Source organism: Polaribacter sp., assembly GCF_049276715.1.
GTDB lineage: Bacteria > Bacteroidota > Bacteroidia > Flavobacteriales > Flavobacteriaceae > Polaribacter.
This window is the reverse complement of sequence record NZ_JBASWY010000041.1, coordinates 204,136-223,595: the sequence shown is the minus strand read 5'-3', so window position 1 is coordinate 223,595 and position 19,460 is coordinate 204,136. Positions and strand designations below refer to the sequence as shown.

At 28.7% G+C, this 19,460-nt stretch carries 15 protein-coding genes; 5 read left to right on the top strand and 10 right to left on the bottom strand.

The window, feature by feature from the left end:
• Positions 1 to 4: 4 nt before the first annotated feature.
• The 3 genes from WAO74_RS10795 to WAO74_RS10785 all read right to left on the bottom strand — a co-directional run bounded on the left by WAO74_RS10795 (position 5) and on the right by WAO74_RS10785 (position 3,729).
• Positions 5 to 736: a LytR/AlgR family response regulator transcription factor gene (locus WAO74_RS10795; RefSeq protein WP_422162013.1), complete on the bottom strand. Its 732-nt coding sequence runs from the start codon at positions 734 to 736 to the stop codon at positions 5 to 7.
• Between the two features lie 80 nt (positions 737 to 816).
• Entirely contained in the window at positions 817 to 3,006 is a 2,190-nt protein-coding gene (locus tag WAO74_RS10790; protein ID WP_422162011.1) for a histidine kinase, read from the bottom strand.
• A 3-nt stretch (positions 3,007 to 3,009) separates the two neighbouring features.
• Positions 3,010 to 3,729 carry a carboxypeptidase-like regulatory domain-containing protein gene (locus WAO74_RS10785; protein WP_422162009.1) on the bottom strand — a complete coding sequence of 240 codons (720 nt, stop codon included), beginning with the start codon at positions 3,727 to 3,729 and terminating at the stop codon, positions 3,010 to 3,012.
• 216 nt (positions 3,730 to 3,945) lie between these two features.
• Here WAO74_RS10785 and WAO74_RS10780 point away from each other — a divergent pair, with 216 nt between their 5' ends.
• Positions 3,946 to 4,641 carry an SIMPL domain-containing protein gene (locus WAO74_RS10780; protein ID WP_422162007.1) on the top strand — a complete coding sequence of 232 codons (696 nt, stop codon included), beginning with the start codon at positions 3,946 to 3,948 and terminating at the stop codon, positions 4,639 to 4,641.
• 90 nt (positions 4,642 to 4,731) lie between these two features.
• Here the strand turns inward: WAO74_RS10780 and WAO74_RS10775 are convergent, their stop codons facing one another.
• The 3 genes from WAO74_RS10775 to WAO74_RS10765 are packed head-to-tail and all read right to left on the bottom strand — an operon-like array spanning position 4,732 to position 7,116.
• Complete coding sequence (locus tag WAO74_RS10775; protein ID WP_422162005.1) at positions 4,732 to 5,580, bottom strand: glucosaminidase domain-containing protein; 849 nt, start codon at positions 5,578 to 5,580, stop codon at positions 4,732 to 4,734.
• A complete protein-coding gene (locus WAO74_RS10770; protein WP_422162003.1) occupies positions 5,577 to 6,536 on the bottom strand; it encodes a 1-aminocyclopropane-1-carboxylate deaminase/D-cysteine desulfhydrase in 960 nt (319 codons plus the stop codon). Before WAO74_RS10770 ends, WAO74_RS10775 begins: the two co-directional genes overlap by 4 nt.
• A 25-nt stretch (positions 6,537 to 6,561) precedes the next feature.
• Positions 6,562 to 7,116: a thioredoxin family protein gene (locus tag WAO74_RS10765; RefSeq protein WP_422162001.1), complete on the bottom strand. Its 555-nt coding sequence runs from the start codon at positions 7,114 to 7,116 to the stop codon at positions 6,562 to 6,564.
• Between the two features lie 79 nt (positions 7,117 to 7,195).
• On the opposite strand from WAO74_RS10765, the gene WAO74_RS10760 reads away from it, so the two are divergent.
• A complete protein-coding gene (locus tag WAO74_RS10760; protein ID WP_422161999.1) occupies positions 7,196 to 9,022 on the top strand; it encodes a glycoside hydrolase family 2 protein in 1,827 nt (608 codons plus the stop codon).
• On the opposite strand, the gene WAO74_RS10755 is transcribed toward WAO74_RS10760, so the two are convergent.
• The 3 genes from WAO74_RS10755 to WAO74_RS10745 form a co-directional block, all read right to left on the bottom strand.
• On the bottom strand, positions 9,019 to 10,227 hold the full coding sequence (locus WAO74_RS10755) for an NAD(P)/FAD-dependent oxidoreductase (RefSeq protein ID WP_422161997.1): 1,209 nt from the start codon (positions 10,225 to 10,227) through the stop codon (positions 9,019 to 9,021). The two genes, WAO74_RS10760 and WAO74_RS10755, sit on opposite strands and share 4 nt — an antisense overlap.
• Before the next feature lie 87 nt (positions 10,228 to 10,314).
• On the bottom strand, positions 10,315 to 11,241 hold the full coding sequence (locus WAO74_RS10750) for a GYDIA family GHMP kinase (protein ID WP_422161995.1): 927 nt from the start codon (positions 11,239 to 11,241) through the stop codon (positions 10,315 to 10,317).
• Positions 11,241 to 12,974, bottom strand: coding sequence for a hydroxymethylglutaryl-CoA reductase, degradative (locus tag WAO74_RS10745; RefSeq protein ID WP_422161993.1), 1,734 nt, complete (start codon positions 12,972 to 12,974; stop codon positions 11,241 to 11,243). The genes WAO74_RS10750 and WAO74_RS10745 overlap by 1 nt, the downstream gene beginning before the upstream one ends.
• A gap of 142 nt (positions 12,975 to 13,116) precedes the next feature.
• Here WAO74_RS10745 and WAO74_RS10740 point away from each other — a divergent pair, with 142 nt between their 5' ends.
• The 3 genes from WAO74_RS10740 (at position 13,117) to WAO74_RS10730 (ending at position 17,476) form a co-directional block, all read left to right on the top strand.
• On the top strand, positions 13,117 to 15,333 hold the full coding sequence (locus WAO74_RS10740; RefSeq protein WP_422161991.1) for a S9 family peptidase: 2,217 nt from the start codon (positions 13,117 to 13,119) through the stop codon (positions 15,331 to 15,333).
• A gap of 2 nt (positions 15,334 to 15,335) precedes the next feature.
• A complete protein-coding gene (locus WAO74_RS10735; protein WP_422161989.1) occupies positions 15,336 to 16,844 on the top strand; it encodes a peptide MFS transporter in 1,509 nt (502 codons plus the stop codon).
• Between the two features lie 113 nt (positions 16,845 to 16,957).
• Positions 16,958 to 17,476 carry a thioredoxin family protein gene (locus WAO74_RS10730; RefSeq protein ID WP_422161987.1) on the top strand — a complete coding sequence of 173 codons (519 nt, stop codon included), beginning with the start codon at positions 16,958 to 16,960 and terminating at the stop codon, positions 17,474 to 17,476.
• Positions 17,477 to 17,478: 2 nt separating this feature from the next.
• Here the strand turns inward: WAO74_RS10730 and WAO74_RS10725 are convergent, their stop codons facing one another.
• Positions 17,479 to 19,392, bottom strand: a complete 1,914-nt coding sequence (locus WAO74_RS10725; RefSeq protein ID WP_422161985.1) for a ComEC/Rec2 family competence protein — start codon at positions 19,390 to 19,392, stop codon at positions 17,479 to 17,481.
• Positions 19,393 to 19,460 lie beyond the last annotated feature (68 nt).

Here is a 19,460-nt window from a genome sequence, read left to right as displayed (position 1 = left end):
TTTTTTATTTAAAATAAGACAACAAATTCGCTTTTTGAGAAGCAGACACCAGAATTTCTTTTCCATTAGAAACGATTACACTTCCTCCTTTTCCTTTTTTATATTTTGTAATTGCGTTAACGTTTACCAAATACGATTTATGGATTCTTGCAAACGTATATTCTGTTAAAGCATCTTCAAAATATTTTAAAGTTTTGCTGACCAACTTTTTAGAATTGGCTAAATGAATTTCTGTATAATTATCATCTGCCTTGCAAAAAACAATATCATCAATATCTAAAACTTCAAAACCATCTTGTTGTGGAATGGTAATTTTACCTTTTGCTGAATTTGTTTTTGGAACTAATATTTGATGCTGCAATTCATTTTCTCTTTCCTTAATTTGGGTAACAATGTTTACAGCTTTTATCAACTCATCTATAGAAATGGGTTTTAATAAATAATAACTTGCATCGTTATTTAAAGCCTCAATTGCATAATGATCGTAAGCCGTTACAAAAACGGTTTCAAAAGTTCTATTTTCTAATTTTTCGAGCAAATCAAAAGCATTTCCAAAAGGCATTTCTACATCTAAAAAAACCAAATCTAATTGGTGTTTTTGTATCAATTGATGAGCTTCGTCAATGTTACTTGCTTCCCCTAACAACTTTACATTTGGGCAATATTTACCAATGTAATTTCGTAGAATTTCTCTACTTATTTGTTCATCTTCGACAATAATGGCTTTTAATTTCATAACTTTTAAGTTAGGAGCTTGAAGTATGAAGTTGGAAGTTTTCCTAATTTTTTTCCTACTTCAATCTTCACTCTTCATTTTTATTTTCTTTTCAAAAACAACTCTACTTTTGTTCCTTCTCCCTTATCAAAAGCATCAGAAACATTTACAGAAATTCGTTCTTTATACATACTGTTTAAAATGGCAATTCTGTTTTTTATATTGCTCATTCCTTTCGATTTCTGTTTTAGTTGATTCTTCGTTTTGATTTCCTGCGATTTTTTACGTCCAATTCCATCATCAATAATTAAAATTGAAACCGTTTCTTTGTCTTTTTGATTGATGGAAATTTCTAAATTTCCTTTCTCATTTTTATAACGTAAACCATGCCAAATAGCATTTTCTATATAAGGTTGCAACAACATTGGTGGAATTGAAAATTGCTCTAAATCGATGTTTTCATCAATATTTATTTGATAATCGAACTTGTCCTTGAAACGATTGTGTTCTAATTTTACATACAATTCTAACAATTCTATTTCTTTGGTTAAAGAGATAAAATCTTCATCAGAATTTTCTAAAACAGAACGCATTAAAACCGAGAATTCACTTAAATAACGGTTTGCATTCCTTTCATCATTTACAGCAATAAAGCTATTTACAGAGTTTAAAGCGTTAAAAATAAAATGCGGATTCATTTGCGAACGCATAGATTTTAGCGCTAATAAATTATTGGCTAATTTTTGTTGTTTGTTGTTTCTAAACATAAAATACGCCAACAAACTCATCAATAAAAAACCACCAATTAAAGAGTAAATAATTAAACGTTGTCTTTGATTACTTTCTTCGGATAATTTTTGGTCTACATAAGCCAAACTTATTTTACTCTCAGTTAATTCTTTGTCTTTTTCTAAACTTGCAATTCTATTTTGATTGTCGGAAATTTTCTTCGAAAAACGTTTTACTTGTTGAATTTCTTGTTCTTTTCGAACGTATAAAGAATCAACCAAAGCAACATATTCTTTGTAGTTTTTTAATGCTTTTTCGTTTTCGCCTAAATTGGCAAAAACCTCAGAAATTTTTCTGGTAGCATCTTTTTCTACAACAAAATCCTTTTTTAAATTGGCAACTTCTATACTTTTTTGCAAGAACGGAATTGCCTCTCTATAGTCTTCTTTTAAAATATAGGCATTCCCAATTTTATAATTTATTTTTTGGGAAGTAATGGAATCATTTTTAACTAACTTTTGAGGTGATGATTCATTTTCTTCGGCCTTTTTTAAACTCTTTTTTCGTAATTTAATTTCCTCATCAAAACGTCTATTATCATTGTAAAAATCGGCTACTTTTTCTTCTTCTTCTAGAGCTCTTTTAGGGTTTTCTTTCTCTGCCAGATTCAACGAATTTTTAAACAAATTCTCTGCTTTATTTACTTTTCCCTGAGCTGCAAAAACGTTGGCAATTTTAGAGTTTAAATCTGTGATTTTCGGAGTTACTAAATTATCTTTTGCAACCTGCAATGCCTGCTGATAATTTGTAATTGCCTCATTGTATTTTTTAGAGGTAAATAAAACATCTGCCAAACCTTCAAAAACTTGAATTTTTTCGTAATTACTTAACTTTTGAGTTTTTAAATTTTTGTAAGTGCTTTCACTTTCTGTATAACCTTTTGATAAAAACTGAGCTTTAGCTAGAGATATTTTAGTGTTAATATCTTCAAAAATTTGATTCGATAATTTGTAATTATAGACTGCTAAATCAAACTGTTTCCAGTGAAAATAAATATCAGCTAATAACTTGTAAGTTGCTGCATTTCGATTTTTATTTTCTTTACCTTTTAAGGCTTTTTCTATAAAAGATAAACTTTTTTCTATGTCTTTCTTTTGATAAAATTTAGCAGAATCTAAATGTTTTAAATACAAGTCTTCACTTTTAGATTCGCGTGTTTTAGAAATTGTTTTTTTATTTTTTAAACCATCTTCAATAATTATTTTAATGTCTTCGCTAGAAGTTAAGGTGTAATAAACCGTTTCAAAATCTGGATGTGAAACTCGAAGATCATCACCAACTTTGGCTCTTACAATATATCTTCCATTTACATCTGAAAAAGAGTAATAAAACCCATTTACCTCAATATCAACATTTTTTGTAATTTGATTATTGTTGCTATCAACCACAATAATTCTCAAAGGAAACTCTACTCCTTTTTGAGTAATAATTTTTTCCTGAGCATTTAAAGTTGATACACTAAATACCAAAAAGAGAATTGATATAACTATTTTATGACTCATTTATTAATTTCTGTTTTCTTTCTTTTTGAATAAATTTCTTAAAGGTTTTAATAAATTCTTTTCTTTATTTACTGATATCTGACCAGCAATTATTATTATTTCTTCCAATACATTTTCATCTTCCTTCATTTCAATAACTAAAGGTTTTTTAATTTTTAAAATATCTATTTCTTGAGAATGATATCCCAAATACGAGATAACTAATATAGTAGACTTTCCCTTTTCATTGGGTATTTTAATTGAAAAATTTCCATCAAAATCTGTTTCTGTTCTAATACTCGTTCCTTTTAAAAAGACACTAACTCCAGGTAAAGTGCCAGAGTTGTCTTTGATAACTCCTTTTATATTGATGAACTTTTCGATACTATCATTCACTTTTATAAATTTTCCTTGGATTTGATTTACGTTTTCAATAGAATCTTTTTTAGTTTGAGAAAACAAAGGCTCTGTAACTGTAATTGCAGAAACCAAAGCAACACCTGCTGCAATTTTAGAAAAATTATTTTTTTTGATAATTTCAATTTCTGTATTCAATTGCGATTCTTTAAATCGACCACATAAATTTTGCTCTTTTAATACTTTTTTAGAAATCTCAGAAGTTGATAAATTTGTAAAATCGATTACTTCTTTATTACAACTTTTACAAAATTTTCCTTTTTCGGTTTGTGTCATTTTACTCCAATCTTCATGACATGGTTTTGGTATTGTTATCTGATATTTCATAGTAAAAAGGTTTAAATTCTTTGTAAACATAGCAACAAAAAATCAACCAAAAAAACACTAAAACTAAACAATAGCTTTAAAAACAATCAAATAAGTTAGCTTTAATAATTGTAAAGTTGTTTTCACTCATTCAAAAGGTAAGTTCACTCATTCTGGTTTTTTTAAGAAAAAAGTTGGTGTTAATATTGAGCCAGTTTTAACAAAAAATCATATCAAATGAAAAAATTTAGTTTCATATTATTCTTGCTCTTTACAGCAACAATTTTAGCACAATCTACAGTTGAAAAACCATTTATTGAAATCACTGGAATTGCTGAAACCGAAATTGTTCCAGATGAAATTTATTTAGACATCTGTATAAAAGAACGAACTGAAAAAGGAAAAAAATTGACATTAGATTATTTAGAAAATGAACTAAAATCGGTTTTAAAAAAAATAGGAATTCATGAAAACAACCTTGTTATTTCTGATGTAAATGCAGTTTTAGCAAAAACTGGTTGGTGGTCTGAAGAAATTCTATCTGTTGGTAATTATACATTAAAAGTAAATGGCGCAGAGAAATTAAAACAACTATTTGAAAATTTTAAAAAAATGAATATTTCTGATGTAAATATTACAAAAGCGACCCATTCTAACATCATAGAACTAAGAAAGAAAAATAGAATTAAAGCCATTAAAATTGCAAAAGAAAAAGCAGATTATCTACTTTCTGCAATTGGCGAACAAACAGGAAAACCAATAATTATAAGAGAATTGGAAAATAACAACTCCAATTTTGTAAATGCAAAATTTATAAATAGTTCTCGTTCTTATAGCTCTTTTTCAAAAACTGGAGGTTCTATAAATGAAATTGTGGAATTTCAAAAAATAAAAATTACATCTTCTTTGTATGTGAAATTTCAAATAAAATAGCACCTAGAAAAACAGTCAAACTTCGAAAACTATAATTGGCGATTTTAAGTTCGTTGGTTTGATTAAAACCTGTAAAAATTTTTACAGGTTTTATTTTATCAATAACATCTCACCAATAGAAATGGTATTATCTACTAATTCATTAATTTCTTTTAAAAATTCTACAGAAACTCCATATTTTCTGCTAATTGAATATAAGGTTTCTCCTTTTTTAACTTCGTGATAATTCTGTTTTACTTTATGATTTTCAATCGGTTTTTCGAAAGTTTGACCATCATTTAAGTTTGCAATATCTTTCTCGTATTTATTTTTCTTAACTCTATCAAACTCATGTAACCTGTAGTCTTTTATCAGTTTTAACAACTTTACAGGATACTTTTTATCTGTTGCATACCCTGCTTTTCGCAAACCATAAGCCCAACTTTTATAATCTCTAATATTGTAATCGAACAAAAAAGCGTATCGTTTTCTTTGCGTTAAAAACAAAGAATGATCATTGTACGAAGTTTCTGGATACACATATTTTCGAAAGCATTCGCCTTTTTCATCATCATCATGATACACACGTTCACCTGTCCATTGTGTGTGGCATTTTATCCCAAAATGATTATTCGATTTTAATGCCAATTCACTTCTCCCTCTACCAGATTCTAAAATTCCTTGTGCCAAAGTAATGCTTGCTGGTATTCTGTATTCGTGCATTTCTTTTACTGCAATTGGCGCAAATTTTCGAATATAATCTAAGGTGTAATCGTTTAAATTTGGGTTTTTCTTTTCTAATTCTTTCGTGAGTTCTTTTTCATTTACAGAAGGCAATTCTACAGGTTTTGGCTCAGCAATTACAACACCAGGATTTTTTCTGTTTACCACATTTTTCTTTGAGCCACAACTGGCTAAAAATAATATAGAACATAAAAAAAGTACACTTTTCAATTTCATAAAGTATTAATTATTTGTTGATTTTTTATTTCTAATTTTTGGTTAAAACCTTCTATTCCTTGAATGCCTCCTGTATGAATTGCTAAAATTTTACTGCCTTTAAAAAACTTATTTTTTTTGATTAAATCCATGATTCCAAAAATCATTTTTCCTGTATAAATAGGATCTAACAAAACATTCGTTTCCTTTTTAAAATTGTTGATGAAACGAATTAACTCTTCATTATATTTTGCATAACCTCCAAAATGATAAGCCTTTTGCAAACTCCAATTGTCTAGTTTTTCTGTAAATTGATGAATTTCATCCTTTAAAAAATCACCTTTTAAAGCAGGAAAACCAATAATTTCTTGATTGCTTTTTGATGAATTAATCAAGCCAGAAATTGTTCCTCCTGTTCCAACAGCACAACAAATATAATCGAATTTTGAATCTTCTTCTGTTAAAATTTCTTCACAACCTTTAATGGCTAATGTATTTGTTCCACCTTCAGGAATTACATAAAAATCTCCAAATTTTCCTTTTAATTGATTTATAAAACTGACATCCGTTTTATTCTGATAAACAGTTCTTGAAACAAACTCAAAGTTCATTCCATTTTTATGGGCTTGATTTAATGTTGAATTGTTTGCCAAAGTTTTTTCTAAATTATAAGCAAGTTCATCACCTCTAATAATTCCAATTGTTTTAAAACCCATCAAATTACCAGCAACAGCAGTTGCTAAAATATGATTCGAAAAGGCCCCGCCAAAAGTTAATAAAACTCTGATATTACTTTTTTTAGCCTCAATTAAATTGTATTTTAATTTTCGAAACTTGTTTCCAGAAACATAAGGATGAATGATATCTTCTCTTTTGATATAAAGTTCAATTTTTTTTTCTTCTAAAATTGGAAGATGAATTTGCTGATTTTCTGCAACAAAATTAGTTTCAAAAAAAGAAGTGTTTTTATTTTCCATTACATGCAAAAAATGAATTCAAATTCTATTTCCATTTAATTCCACAACCTACACTAGGTTTTTGGTTTTCCAAAACAGGTTTATTTTGCAATAAATTATCCATCGCTTTTCGAATATCTTTCCCTGTTAATGGCTCTTCATTTCCTGGTCTAGAATTATCTAATTGTCCATGATAAACCGATTTTAAATCAGCATTAAAAACATAAAAATCAGGAGTACAAGCTGCATCATACGCTTTTGCAACTTGTTGACTTTCATCAAACAAATAAGGAAAAGGATACTTTAACTTCTCTGCAACTTGTTTCATATATTTTGGGCTATCTTGAGGATAATTCTCAATTTCATTAGAACTTATAGCAATAAAATTGATTCCTTTTAATTGATACTGATTTGCCATTTTTACCAACTCAGAATTTACATGAATTACAAAAGGGCAATGATTACAGATAAACATAATCACAGTTCCTTTCTTACCTTTTAATTCATTTAAAGCATAAAAATTATCATCAATGGTATTTACCAAATTAAAATTTGGCGCTTTTGTACCTATTGCAAATTCATTAGATTCTGTTCTTGCCATTTAATTTTTTTTTCAAAAATAGACAATTACATCAAGTTAAATTTCATAAATTGGAAAACCAATTTTTTATTCATCCTAAATGAACTTAAATTTTAAAGTATTTATCCTAATATTATTCACAATTACTTGTTCTTTTGCACAAGAAAAATTACTACAAAATGTTTACAATAAACAAACTACTTCTTTAAATGGGATGTGGAAATACATTGTAGACCCTTATGAAAATGGGTTTTACAATTATAGATATGAACCTTTTGAAGACCAAAAAAACCCCTCTAGAAATGCCTTTTTTAAAAATGCTAAAGCAGAAAACAAAACAGATTTACTAGAATATAATTTTGATAAAAGTGATTCTATTAAAGTTCCAAGCGATTGGAATACACGAAAAGAAAATTTATTTTATTACGAAGGCACTGTTTGGTATAAAAAATCTTTCGATTATAAAACTGATAAAAAGAACAATAGAGTATTCGTTTATTTTGGAGCTTCTAATTACGAAACTGACGTATATTTTAATGGAAAAAAACTTGGAAAACATATAGGTGGATTTACACCATTTAATTTTGAAATTACATCACTTTTAAAAGAAACAGATAACTTTTTAGTTGTAAAAGTTGACAACAAACGAAAAAAAGAAGCAGTACCAACCTTAAATACAGATTGGTGGAATTATGGTGGAATTACAAGAGATGTTAAATTAGTGGAAGTAGCCAATAACTTTATTGAAGATTATTTTATACAACTAAACAAGGAAAATAAAAATGAAATAATTGGTAAAATTGCTTTGAATGGAAGTGATATTTCCACCAAAGAAATAACCATAAATATTCCAGAACTCAGAATAGAAAAAAAGGTGATTTCTGATAAAAACGGAGTTGCCACTTTTACTATCAATTCTAATAAAATAAAATATTGGTCAACTAAAAACCCTAAATTATATGAAGTTATTTTAAACTTTAATTCATATAAAATTAAAGACAAGATTGGTTTTAGAACTATAAAAACTTCTGGACATTCCATTTTGTTAAATGATGAAAAAATATATTTAAAAGGGATTTCTATTCACGAAGAAAGCCCAATAACAGGAGGAAGAGGAAATTCTTTTGATGATGCTAAAAAACTACTTACATGGGCAAAAGAATTGGGTTGTAATTATGTGCGTTTAGCACATTATCCTCACAATGAAAATATGCTCAGATTGGCAGATGAAATGGGCATTTTAGTTTGGGAAGAAAATCCTGTTTATTGGACTATTTCATGGGAAAATGAAACTACTTATAACAATGCAAAAAATCAGCTTTCCGAAGTTATTCAAAGAGATAAAAATAGAGCTTCTGTAATTATTTGGTCGATGGCAAATGAAACACCAACTAGCGAAGCACGAAATGAATTTTTAAAAAAATTAGCCGATTTTACTCGAAAAGAAGACCCCACAAGATTAATTAGTGCTGCCTTAGAACAAAGCGATCACCAAGGAAATAAAAATATTAGAACCATTAGTGATGAATTTGCAGATGTTGTAGACGTGTTAAGTTTTAATCAATACATTGGTTGGTATGATGGTTTACCTGATAAAACTGAAACTATTACTTGGAAAATAACCCAAAATAAACCTGTTTTAATTTCTGAATTTGGGGCTGGTGCAAAAAAAGATTTTTATGCAGATAAAGACACAAGGTGGAGTGAAGAGTATCAAGCAAATTTATATGATAAAACCATTAAAATGATTGATAAAATTGAACAACTTCAAGGTTTTTCTCCATGGATTTTAGTTGACTTTAGATCGCCAAGAAGAGTGTTACCAGAAATTCAAGATGGTTGGAACAGAAAAGGATTGATTTCAGAAAAGGGTGAGAAGAAAAAAGCTTTTTTTGTGTTGAAAAATTTTTATGACACTAAAAATTAATTAGCTAAAGCCTGTGCACAAATATAACCACTAGTCCAAGCATTCTGAAAATTAAATCCACCAGTTACAGCATCAATATTTAAAACTTCACCTACAAAAAATAAGTTTTTATGCAGTTTACTTTCAAAACGTTTAAAATCTATTTCTTTTAAATCAACTCCACCTGCAGTAACAAATTCGTCTTTAAAAGTAGTTCTTCCATTTGCATTGTATACTCCTTTTGTAAGTTGATTGGCTAAATTTTCTAATTGATGATTATTTAAATCTGCCCAATTTTCGTTATTTATAATTTCGGATGCAATTACAAAACGTTCCCATAATCGTTTAGAAATTTCTGTAAATGGCGATTTTAAAACCACTGTTTTTCGAGGTTCTTTCTTTTTTAAATTTAGTAAAACATTTAAAATTTGCTCAGTTGATCTAGACAACCAATTCACCTCAACATTGTATTGATATTTTTTATCTGCCAAAACTCTAGCACCAAAAGCCGATAATTTTAAAACAGCTGGCCCACTCATTCCCCAATGTGTAATTAGTAAAGGTCCTGAAGCTTCTAAATTAGAGTTCACAATTTTTACAGTTGCATTTGGTACAGAAATGCCTAATAAATCTACCAATCTTTTATCGTTAATATTAAAGGTAAATAAAGAAGGAACAGGATCTATAATTGTGTGATTTAAAGTTTCGCATAAATCCCAAATTCGTTTAGAACTTCCTGCAGCTATTACTAATTTATCAGCTTCAAATTTTTCGTTTTTTGTGTTGATAACCCATTTTTTTTCTTGTTGATAAACCTCATTTACGCCAAAGTTTGTCAACACTTTAATCCCTAGTTTATCAACAGCTTTTTGGAAACAATCGATTATTTCCTGACTTGTATTTGCTTCTGGAAAAACACGATTATCATCTTCAATTTTTAAAGGCACCCCTCTTTCTTCAAACCACTCAAAAGTATCTCCAGTCATAAATTGATGAAAAGGTCCTAATAATTCTTTTTTACCTCGAGGATAAAACTCAACCAATTCTTTTGGTGTAAAACAAGCGTGTGTTACATTGCATCTTCCACCTCCAGAAATTTTTACTTTTTGCAATACATCATTGCCTTTTTCTAAAATTATTATCTCTAATTCAGGGTTTGATTCTTTGGCATTTATAGCTGTAAAATATCCTGCTGCTCCACCTCCAATTATTATTATTTTATTCATGTTTTTTTTCGTCAAACTGAACTTGTTTCAGTTTCTCATTTTATAATTATTATCATGTGATTCTGAAACAAGTTCAGAATGACGTTTCTATAAAATCATTTCTTGATAGGTAAGAACTGTTTCAAATCCTTTATTTTTAAAATAGGTTTTTGTTTCTTTATTACCTGTTGCTAAAACAAAATCGCCACCCCAAGCACCCAAACTTTTAATTTCTCCATAATATTCTGGAAAAAACTTTTCTTTAATAGGTTTTAATTTGATAATTGAGCTGATAGTTTCTTCATGCTCTATAATTAATTTATTAAAATCTTCTATTGATTTTGTTTTCAAAAATTCATCAGAAATAGCAGAAATTCTTTTGATTTCATTTTGAAAATTATGTCCACTTTCTCTAAATTTTGCAATTCCTTCTTTTGAATCTTGTTTCTTATTTAAGTGCACAAAAAATAAATTTTCTTTAAAACTAGGATTGAAATCCACTTGTTTAATAATTGGTTTAGAATCTTTAATTTGATAAAAAATTGGCGCATCATTTTGCGCACAAGCAATATCATAACCACTGCCTTTAAAAGAATTCCACAATAATTTAAAAGCATCTACTTTTGCCCAAAAAGCGATCGAATTTATTAAGGTTGATGAACTTCCTAAGCCCCAATTTCTTGGGAATGTTAATTGTGTTTTTACTACAAAGCCATTTTCTGAACCTAAAAAATCAGGATTTAATCTTTTTGCTTCTTTTAAAATTTCTAACAAAGTTTCTGCAATAAACTCTGCACTTCCTTCTTTCTCTGAATTAAACGTACAATTTACTAAACGTAGTTTTGGCAAATCAAAAACAGCTTCGAACCAACATTCTCCAGTGTTTGTAAAACTTCCCCAAATTAATTGTTGTTCTTTTATTCTATCAACAATTAAATTTTGTCCAAATTTTGTTGGAACTGCTAAAGATTTTGCTCCATCTAAAACAAGATATTCTCCTGTTAGTAATAATTTTCCATTAGAATAAAAGTTCATTATACCAATCCAAATTGTTTAAAATGATGTGTAAAATGTTTTACTTGAAACTTTTTCCAATACTCGAAATTCAATTCACCAAAAAATGGATGAACAATAGTTCTGTTTTCTTCTTCAGTAAATACTTTTATAAAATAATTTACTTGTTCAATTAAATCATCAATCGCTTCTTCTATCGAATTAAATTTTAATTCAGAAGGTTCATCAGATAAAAAAGAGGCTTTAAAACCTGTTTGCAATTCGTTTTCGGTATCTAAAAAAGGTTTTCTCCTTGCTGTTTTTTCCTCAGAAACATATACGTCAACTTTCCAATTGCCATTTGCAATTTTAGTTACAGCACTTAAATGCTCTATCATTTGTTGTGAGTTCATCATGCCAAAAACGGGCTTCATTTCATTATTTAAAGTCGATAATTTTTTATGAACTGAAACTTCATCTAAAAAATCTATCCAATTAATTTTAGACTTTCTCATCGAATTTAGCTTTTCAACCACTGCAGAATGAGATACTGTTCTTGTATCGAAATAAGCTTCTACTTCCTTTTTTTCAGTTTCATTTGCATTAAACTGATTCAGGATATTCTGCAAATGCATTTTCATGTGTCCATGCTGAATTCCTTTCGTTGTTAACGCTCTTAAAGCTGCAAAGTTTTGAGCCAAACCAGCTGCTGCCATAATTTGCATTAAAACTCTAGCAGATGGTTTTTGCAACATTTCTAAAGAGATTTTAGCCATAGGATGCAAGGCTGTTAAACCTCCTACTGTTCCTAAGGCTAAAGGAACTTCAATCCAAAATTTAAAAATTCCGTCTTTAATTTCACAATGAGATAAACTTGTATATTGTCCAGATTTAGATGCATACGCATGCACACCAGCTTCTACAGCTCTAAAATCGTTACCAGTTGCTAAAACAACAGCATCAATTCCGTTCATAATTCCTTTATTATGCGTTACTGCTCTGTAAGGTTCTACCTCTGCAATTTTTACTGCTTGTAGAAATTTATCTGCAAATTTCTGCGGATTTTCTCCTCCTAATTCTTCAACCTTACAGCTCACTTCTGCTCTTACCAAACACTCAGGAACATAATTAGAAAGAATGCTCATTACAATTTCTATATCTTCTTTCTCAAACTTTTTAGCGATGGCTTCTAAACAAGAATTTATAAAATTTGCACCCATTGAATCTTTGGTTTCAAAGGTTGCATGCAGCTGATAATAATTAGGTAATTTATCTGTTTTATCAACTAAAATAATATCTAAAATACCACCACCACGTTTTTCCATATTTTTAGTGATGGAAGCAGTTGCTGCAAATAATTCTGTCTTATTTCTATTGAAATACTCTTCTAAATCTTTTTTACTACCAGCAAACATAAAGTGAACTTGCCCAATTTTTGTAGTGCCAATCACTTTGGTTTTAAAACCTCCTCTAGTACTCCAAAATTTAGCGACTAAAGAGGCTGCAGCAACCACAGAACTTTCTTCAATAACCATAGGAATAACATACTCTCTACCATTAATTACAAAATTCGGAGCCACACCAAAAGGCATGTAAAAATTAGTAATGGTATTTTCTATAAAATCATCATGTAGTTGTTGTAATTTTTCATCATTATTTAAATATTGATGTAAGATGTTTTTTGTTTCGGAAGAATTTTGAAAGTAATTGTTTGTGATCCAATCAATTTTTTCATCTTTTGTAAGCTTGGAAAAACCAGATATAATTTTACTCATTTATTAGATTCTAACTATGTACAACAAATATAATTTAAAGTTCTAAAACATTTCGTTTTATTCAACATTTCTATATTTTTCAATCATTTTTTGCGGATTTTTCCGTAAACTTGGAAAACTTTTATCAAAAACAAAGTATCTGATGAAAAAACTAATAATGCTTGCAGCAATCATCACTCTAATAAGCTGTAAAAAAGAGAGTGAAACACAATCAACTTACAAAAGTGGAACCAAGGAAATTAGTCTTACAGAAATTTGGGATGGAACATTCTCTGCTGAAAGAATGAACGCTTTAAATTCTATGAATGGTGATTTCTATTCGCTTTTAAACACAGACGAAAAAGGAAACACTACTGTTGATAAATATAGCTATAAAACTTTAGAAAAGATAGAAACTATTGTGAGCAGTGCAGATTTACAAGATTTAAATAGTTTCGATTCTTACTCCTTTAATAATGATGAAACTAAAATTATACTTGGCACTAAATTCCAGCAAATTTTTAGACGTTCTTTTAGTGGTACTTTTTATGCTTATGATATTGCTACTAAAAAACTTTCTTTAATTGGAGAAGGTATTCAAGAACCTGTTTTTTCTCCTGACAATCAAAAAGTTGCTTATGCAAAAGACAATAATATTTTTGTCAAAGATTTTTCTAAAAATGATCTTATTCAAGTAACTACTGATGGTCAGAAAAATAGCATTATCAATGGAATTACAGACTGGGTTTACGAAGAAGAGTTTGCTTTTGTAAGAGCTTTTGAGTGGAGTAATAATAGTAATTACTTAGCTTTTTTACGTTTTGATGAATCTGAAGTACCTACTTTTTCTATGGATATTGTTGGTAAAGAATTGTATCCAAATCAGCAGGTTTTTAAATACCCAAAAGCTGGTGAGAAAAATGCTGATGTTACCTTACACATGTATGCTTTATCAAACAGAAATACTAAAAAAGTTGATTTAGGAGATTACGAATATATACCAAGAATTAAGTGGTCTAATAATGATGCTGTTTTAGTGGCAACAACTTTAAATCGTCATCAAAATAATTTAAAATTGTACAAAGTAAATGCTTTAAGAAGTTCATCAACTTTATTGTTAAATGAAACTGATAAAGCCTATATAGATATTACTGACAATCTTACTTTTTTAGTTGATAATAGTTTTATTTGGACAAGTGAAAAGGATGGATTTAATCATATTTATCATTATGATTTTGATGGAAATCTGATCAACCAAATTACAAAAGGAAACTGGGAAGTGACTAATTATTATGGCTTTAACACAGCTAAAAAAACAATTTATTATCAATCTGTAGAAAATGGCTCTACAAATAGAGGTGTATATTCTATTGGTTTAGATGGCGAAAATAAAAAGCTATTAAGCAATAAAGACGGACAAAATAATGCAGATTTTAGCACCAATTTAAATTATTTTATCAATACGTTTTCATCATCTGAAATACCACCTATTTATTCTTTATACAAAGCTGAAGGCGAAATGCTTAAAGTAATTAAAGATAACAGCCAACTAAAAGAAAAATTAGCAGATTATAAAATAAGTGCAAAAGAGTTTTCTACAATAAACATTAATGGAAATGATTTAAATATGTGGATGATTAAGCCTGTAGATTTTGATAAAAACAAAAAATACCCAATGTTAATGTTTCAATATTCAGGTCCAGGTTCTCAGCAAGTGGGTAATAAATGGAATGCCAGAAACGATTATTGGCATCAGTTATTGGCACAAAAAGGAATGATTGTAGTTTGTGTTGATGGAAGAGGAACTGGCTTAAAAGGAAGTGATTTTAAGAAAGTAACACAAAAAGAATTAGGTAAATATGAAGTTGAAGATCAAATTGCTGCAGCCAAAAAATTAGCTGAACGTTCTTATATAGATGAAGATAATATAGGTATTTGGGGTTGGTCTTATGGAGGTTTTATGAGTACAAATTGCATCTTAAAAGGTAGTGATATTTTCTCAACAGCTATCGCAGTTGCACCTGTAACTTCTTGGCGTTTTTACGATTCTGTTTACACAGAACGCTATATGCAAACTCCACAAGAAAACCCAAGTGGATATGATGATAATTCGCCCATAAATTATGCAGAAAAACTAGAAGGAAACTACTTATTAGTGCATGGTACAGGAGATGACAATGTGCATGTACAAAATACTTATAGAATGATTAATGCTTTGATAGAAGCCAATAAACAATTTGATATGTTTATAGTTCCAGATAGGGCACATGGCATTAGAAAAGGTGAAAACACACAAATTAACTTATTTACAAAAATGACTAATTTTGTAGAAGAACATTTAATTAACAAATCAAATAAATCAACTGAAATAAAAGGATAATTATGTTAGACAAAGGAGTTAGCACAGCTGCAGTAGAACCACAAATGTTTGGACATCCAAAAGGATTGTTCTACTTATTTTTTGCAGAATTATGGGAACGTTTTAGTTTCTATGGTATGAGAGCGTTATTAACGCTGTATATGGTAGAACATATTTTTGAAGCAATCGCTGAAAGGGATACAGCAACTGCTGTTGTTTATGCTTCTTATGGTTCTTTAGTGTATGCATCTACTGTAATTGGTGGTCAAATATCAGATAAAATTTTAGGTATGAGAGCTTCCATTTTCCTGGGAGGAATTCTAATGGCTTTAGGTCATTTTGTTTTAGCCATAGAAAATGATGTTGCTTTTTATTTAGCCTTGGCATTTATTGTGGTTGGTAACGGTTTTTTTAAACCAAACATTTCCACTTTTGTTGGTGCACTTTATAAAGAAGGTGATGTAAGAAAAGATTCTGGATTTACCATTTTTTACATGGGTATAAATATTGGTGGTTTTGTTGCTCCTCTTTTATGTGGTTGGTTAGCTCTAAAATATGGCTATCATTATGGATTTGGCTTAGCTGGAATAGGAATGATGGCTGGTTTAATTTTCTTTTGGAGTGGAATAAAAAAGAATGTTTTTGGAGACAAAGGAATGCCACCAAACAAAGAGGTTTATGAAAAGAAAGTTTTAGGAATTCCGCAAAAAACGTTAATCCCAGTTATCGCATTTTTATGTGCTCCAGGAATTGCATACTTATTGGCTTCTTGGCAACAAAATTATGTAAGTGGAATCTTTAAGTTTATTGGTTTTGCTGTACTAGCATATTTAGTTTACATTATGGTTAAATTAGATTCTGATGCTCGTAAAAAACTAATTATGGCAGTTTTAATTACATTTTTTATGACACTTTTTTGGGGTTTCCATGAATTATCTGGAAGTGTAATTACCCTTTTTGCATCAAGAAATGTAGATTTAGCTGGTATTATGAGTGCTGCTCAAACCAATGCTTTAAACTCTATGTTTATTATTGTTTTGGCAATTCCTATTTCTTTATTGTGGGGTTATTTATCTAAAAAAGGATTAAATCCAAGAACACCATATAAGTTTGGTTTAGGATTACTTTTTGCAGGTTTATGTTTCTACATTTTATCTATAAGTGGAGCAAGTGCAGATGAAAATGGTTTGGTACCTTTCTATTATTTATTTGCTATGTATTTTATTATTTCTATTGGAGAATTGTTTATGTCTCCAGTTGGATTGTCAAAAATTACAGATTTATCACCAAAAAACATTGTTGCTTTTATGATGGGAGTTTGGTTCTTATCATCTGCTTTTGCATTTCAAATTGTAGGTTTTATTGGCGAGCAATTGGCCATTGAAAGTACAGACAAAAATGTGGGTGGTTTAGAAACTTTAACCGTTTATACAGATGGTTTTCATTTAATTGCAATGTATGCTTTAGGTGCAGGTGCAATTGTTCTATTATTCTCTCCATTAATGAAAAAGTTATTAGGTAACGTTCACTAAAAATAAATAAATCAAAACCTCATAAACTAAAATTTATGAGGTTTTTTTGTTTACAAAAAGTTGATATTCAGTATAATTTGTAAATTTGGCATATCATTTGCGACTAAATTTTTATGAAAAAAACACTTTTATTTTTTGCTTTTATAGCATTTAGCTTTTCTTCAAAAGCTCAATATGAAATAAATTGGCTATCTTTTGAAGAAGCAATTGAACTCAACAAAAAAAATCCGAAACTTATTTTAATTGATATCTATACAGATTGGTGTGGTTATTGCAAAAAAATGGATAAGGAAACTTATTCAAATAAAGTAATTGCAAACTATATTAATACAAATTTTTATGCCATAAAATTAGATGGTGAAGGAAAAGAAGATATTATTTTTAAAGGCTACACTTTTAAATATAAAAAAGAAGGTAAATCTGGGTATCACGAATTATCTGCAACTTTACAAAATGGCAAACTCTCATACCCAACCACAATTTTTATGACCGAAAAAGAAGAACTGCTTCAAAATATTCCTGGTTATTTATCTAAAGAAAGGTTTGAAAAAATACTTGGCTTTTTTAACGAGAGTGCATACAAAACAGAAAGTTGGGAAACATACGAAAAAAACTTTAAGAGCAATTTATAGTCTTATTTTTTGAGAATATAAGCTCCTTTTTCTGCTGTATAATAAAAAGGTATTTCTAATTTCTTGGAAGTTTCCTGCCACCTTTTCACATAACTTTTATAGTTAGAACCATCTGCAATAATTTCTTTTGGATCTATTTCCTTTATCAATCTTTCTAAATTTATTTTAGGTGATTGTTGCAACAAAACAATTGGTTTGTTTAAGTTTTTAAGTTGATAAACGCCCAAACTATCTACAATTAAAATTTTGTCTTTTTCAAAACTAAAGATATTAGAAAACCCTTTTCTATAGACTGGAATTATATTTTCATTGATTCTATAAGAAACCATAAAATTTGTTTTAGAAATTTCTAAACTATCTAAATCATGAGTTACAATTAGTTTCTCTCCTATTCTATTTCCTAAAATCGTATTTCTACTTTTATAAAAAACAATGAATTCTTTTTTTGTTTTCTTTCGATGATTTTCATACAAAAAAACACTTTGCACCAATAAAATTGATGCCAATACATAAAGTAATCTTTTAGAAGATATTTTTATTAAAAAGTAAACTCCTAAAAAAATTGCAAAATAACAGACCAGCATCATTAAAAATGAGAGTGAAATTTCTGTAAATAAAAATTGCTCTTGACTAGAAATCCATCCTACAAAGTTATTCATCATAGAAATTACAGCTCCGTAAAAATCGGCTAAGAATTGAGGTAAAACACCTATTAAAGCTAATGAAATTATTAAAATTCCACCCAATAAAATGACACCCAAACAAGGAATTATAATTAAATTCGAAAGTATAAATAAACCAGGAAACTGATGAAAATAGTATAAACTTAGAGGTAAAATTCCTATTTGAGCCGCGATTGAAACCGTTGTTAATTGCCAAAAATAATCTATAATTTTATATTTTGTTTTCCAAAATGTGTACAACTTGGGTTGTACCAAAACAATCCCAAAAACGGCTAAATAACTTAATTGAAAACCAACATCGAACAAAAACATTGGTTTAAAAATAAGCAAGAAAAACATCGAAGTTATTAAAGAAAATAGCACTATATTTTTTCTTTTAAAAGACATGCCAATTGCTAAAAAAGTAAACATTGTTACTGCTCTAACAACACTTGCAGAAAGCCCTGCAACAAAAGCAAACCCCCAAAGTAAAAAAACGATTAAAATGGTTTTAATAATTCTGCCATTTTTTAGTCTTTCCATTGGTTTTAATAAGTTTGTTAAAATCAATAAAATAATACCTACATGCAACCCAGAAACTGCTAAAATATGAATGGCTCCAGCCTTAGAATAATCAGCTATTAAATCTTTAGAAATCTCTTGTCTTTGCCCTAATAATAAGGCATTTATTACACCAAACTCATCATTTTTAAAATTGTATTCTCTTAAAGATTCTTGAACTTTATCTCTAAAATTTGCTGATAAACCAACCAAAGAAAAACCTTGTATTCCTGAGCTTTTATAACTGTCAGATGTTAAAAATATTTGATGATGAATTCCTTGTTTGGCTAAATAAAATCGATAATCAAATTGATAAGGATTCAAAGATTTATTTACCTCTAAAAATTCTGGTTTTGCAAATATAAGTTCATCAACCTTAAAAGATCTGAAAGCACTGTCTTTTAAAACGTTTAATAATACTTTTCCTCTAGTTTTTACACTATCAATTTGAACAACATTTACGTCGTATTTATAATGATAATTACTCGATTTTAAAATTTTATCAATCTTTAAAATAACTGAAGAATTCTCCTTTAAATAGTGGTTATAATACGAATCGTAATTCTCTGAATTATCAATAAAAACCGAAGAAATTCCAAGAATAAAGAAGAGTAAAAAGGCGAAAAAAGTTCTAAAAATTTTCTGATTGAAAACAACAATCAAAATTAAAATTATTCCTAATAAAAGAAACAAATTTAAAAAACCAAATTTCCATATTTTAGAGTAAAACTGAGTTAACACCCCAAAAATTAGGAACAACA

What these genes read in the sequence shown, in the direction of transcription:
- WAO74_RS10795 (WP_422162013.1), bottom strand. Translation starts at nt 736, where the DNA reads ATGAAATTAAAAGCCATTATTGTCGAAGATGAACAAATAAGTAGAGAA.
- WAO74_RS10790 (WP_422162011.1), bottom strand. Translation starts at nt 3,006, where the DNA reads ATGAGTCATAAAATAGTTATATCAATTCTCTTTTTGGTATTTAGTGTA.
- WAO74_RS10785 (WP_422162009.1), bottom strand. Translation starts at nt 3,729, where the DNA reads ATGAAATATCAGATAACAATACCAAAACCATGTCATGAAGATTGGAGT.
- WAO74_RS10780 (WP_422162007.1), top strand. Translation starts at nt 3,946, where the DNA reads ATGAAAAAATTTAGTTTCATATTATTCTTGCTCTTTACAGCAACAATT.
- WAO74_RS10775 (WP_422162005.1), bottom strand. Translation starts at nt 5,580, where the DNA reads ATGAAATTGAAAAGTGTACTTTTTTTATGTTCTATATTATTTTTAGCC.
- WAO74_RS10770 (WP_422162003.1), bottom strand. Translation starts at nt 6,536, where the DNA reads ATGGAAAATAAAAACACTTCTTTTTTTGAAACTAATTTTGTTGCAGAA.
- WAO74_RS10765 (WP_422162001.1), bottom strand. Translation starts at nt 7,116, where the DNA reads ATGGCAAGAACAGAATCTAATGAATTTGCAATAGGTACAAAAGCGCCA.
- WAO74_RS10760 (WP_422161999.1), top strand. Translation starts at nt 7,196, where the DNA reads ATGAACTTAAATTTTAAAGTATTTATCCTAATATTATTCACAATTACT.
- WAO74_RS10755 (WP_422161997.1), bottom strand. Translation starts at nt 10,227, where the DNA reads ATGAATAAAATAATAATAATTGGAGGTGGAGCAGCAGGATATTTTACA.
- WAO74_RS10750 (WP_422161995.1), bottom strand. Translation starts at nt 11,241, where the DNA reads ATGAACTTTTATTCTAATGGAAAATTATTACTAACAGGAGAATATCTT.
- WAO74_RS10745 (WP_422161993.1), bottom strand. Translation starts at nt 12,974, where the DNA reads ATGAGTAAAATTATATCTGGTTTTTCCAAGCTTACAAAAGATGAAAAA.
- WAO74_RS10740 (WP_422161991.1), top strand. Translation starts at nt 13,117, where the DNA reads ATGAAAAAACTAATAATGCTTGCAGCAATCATCACTCTAATAAGCTGT.
- WAO74_RS10735 (WP_422161989.1), top strand. Translation starts at nt 15,336, where the DNA reads ATGTTAGACAAAGGAGTTAGCACAGCTGCAGTAGAACCACAAATGTTT.
- WAO74_RS10730 (WP_422161987.1), top strand. Translation starts at nt 16,958, where the DNA reads ATGAAAAAAACACTTTTATTTTTTGCTTTTATAGCATTTAGCTTTTCT.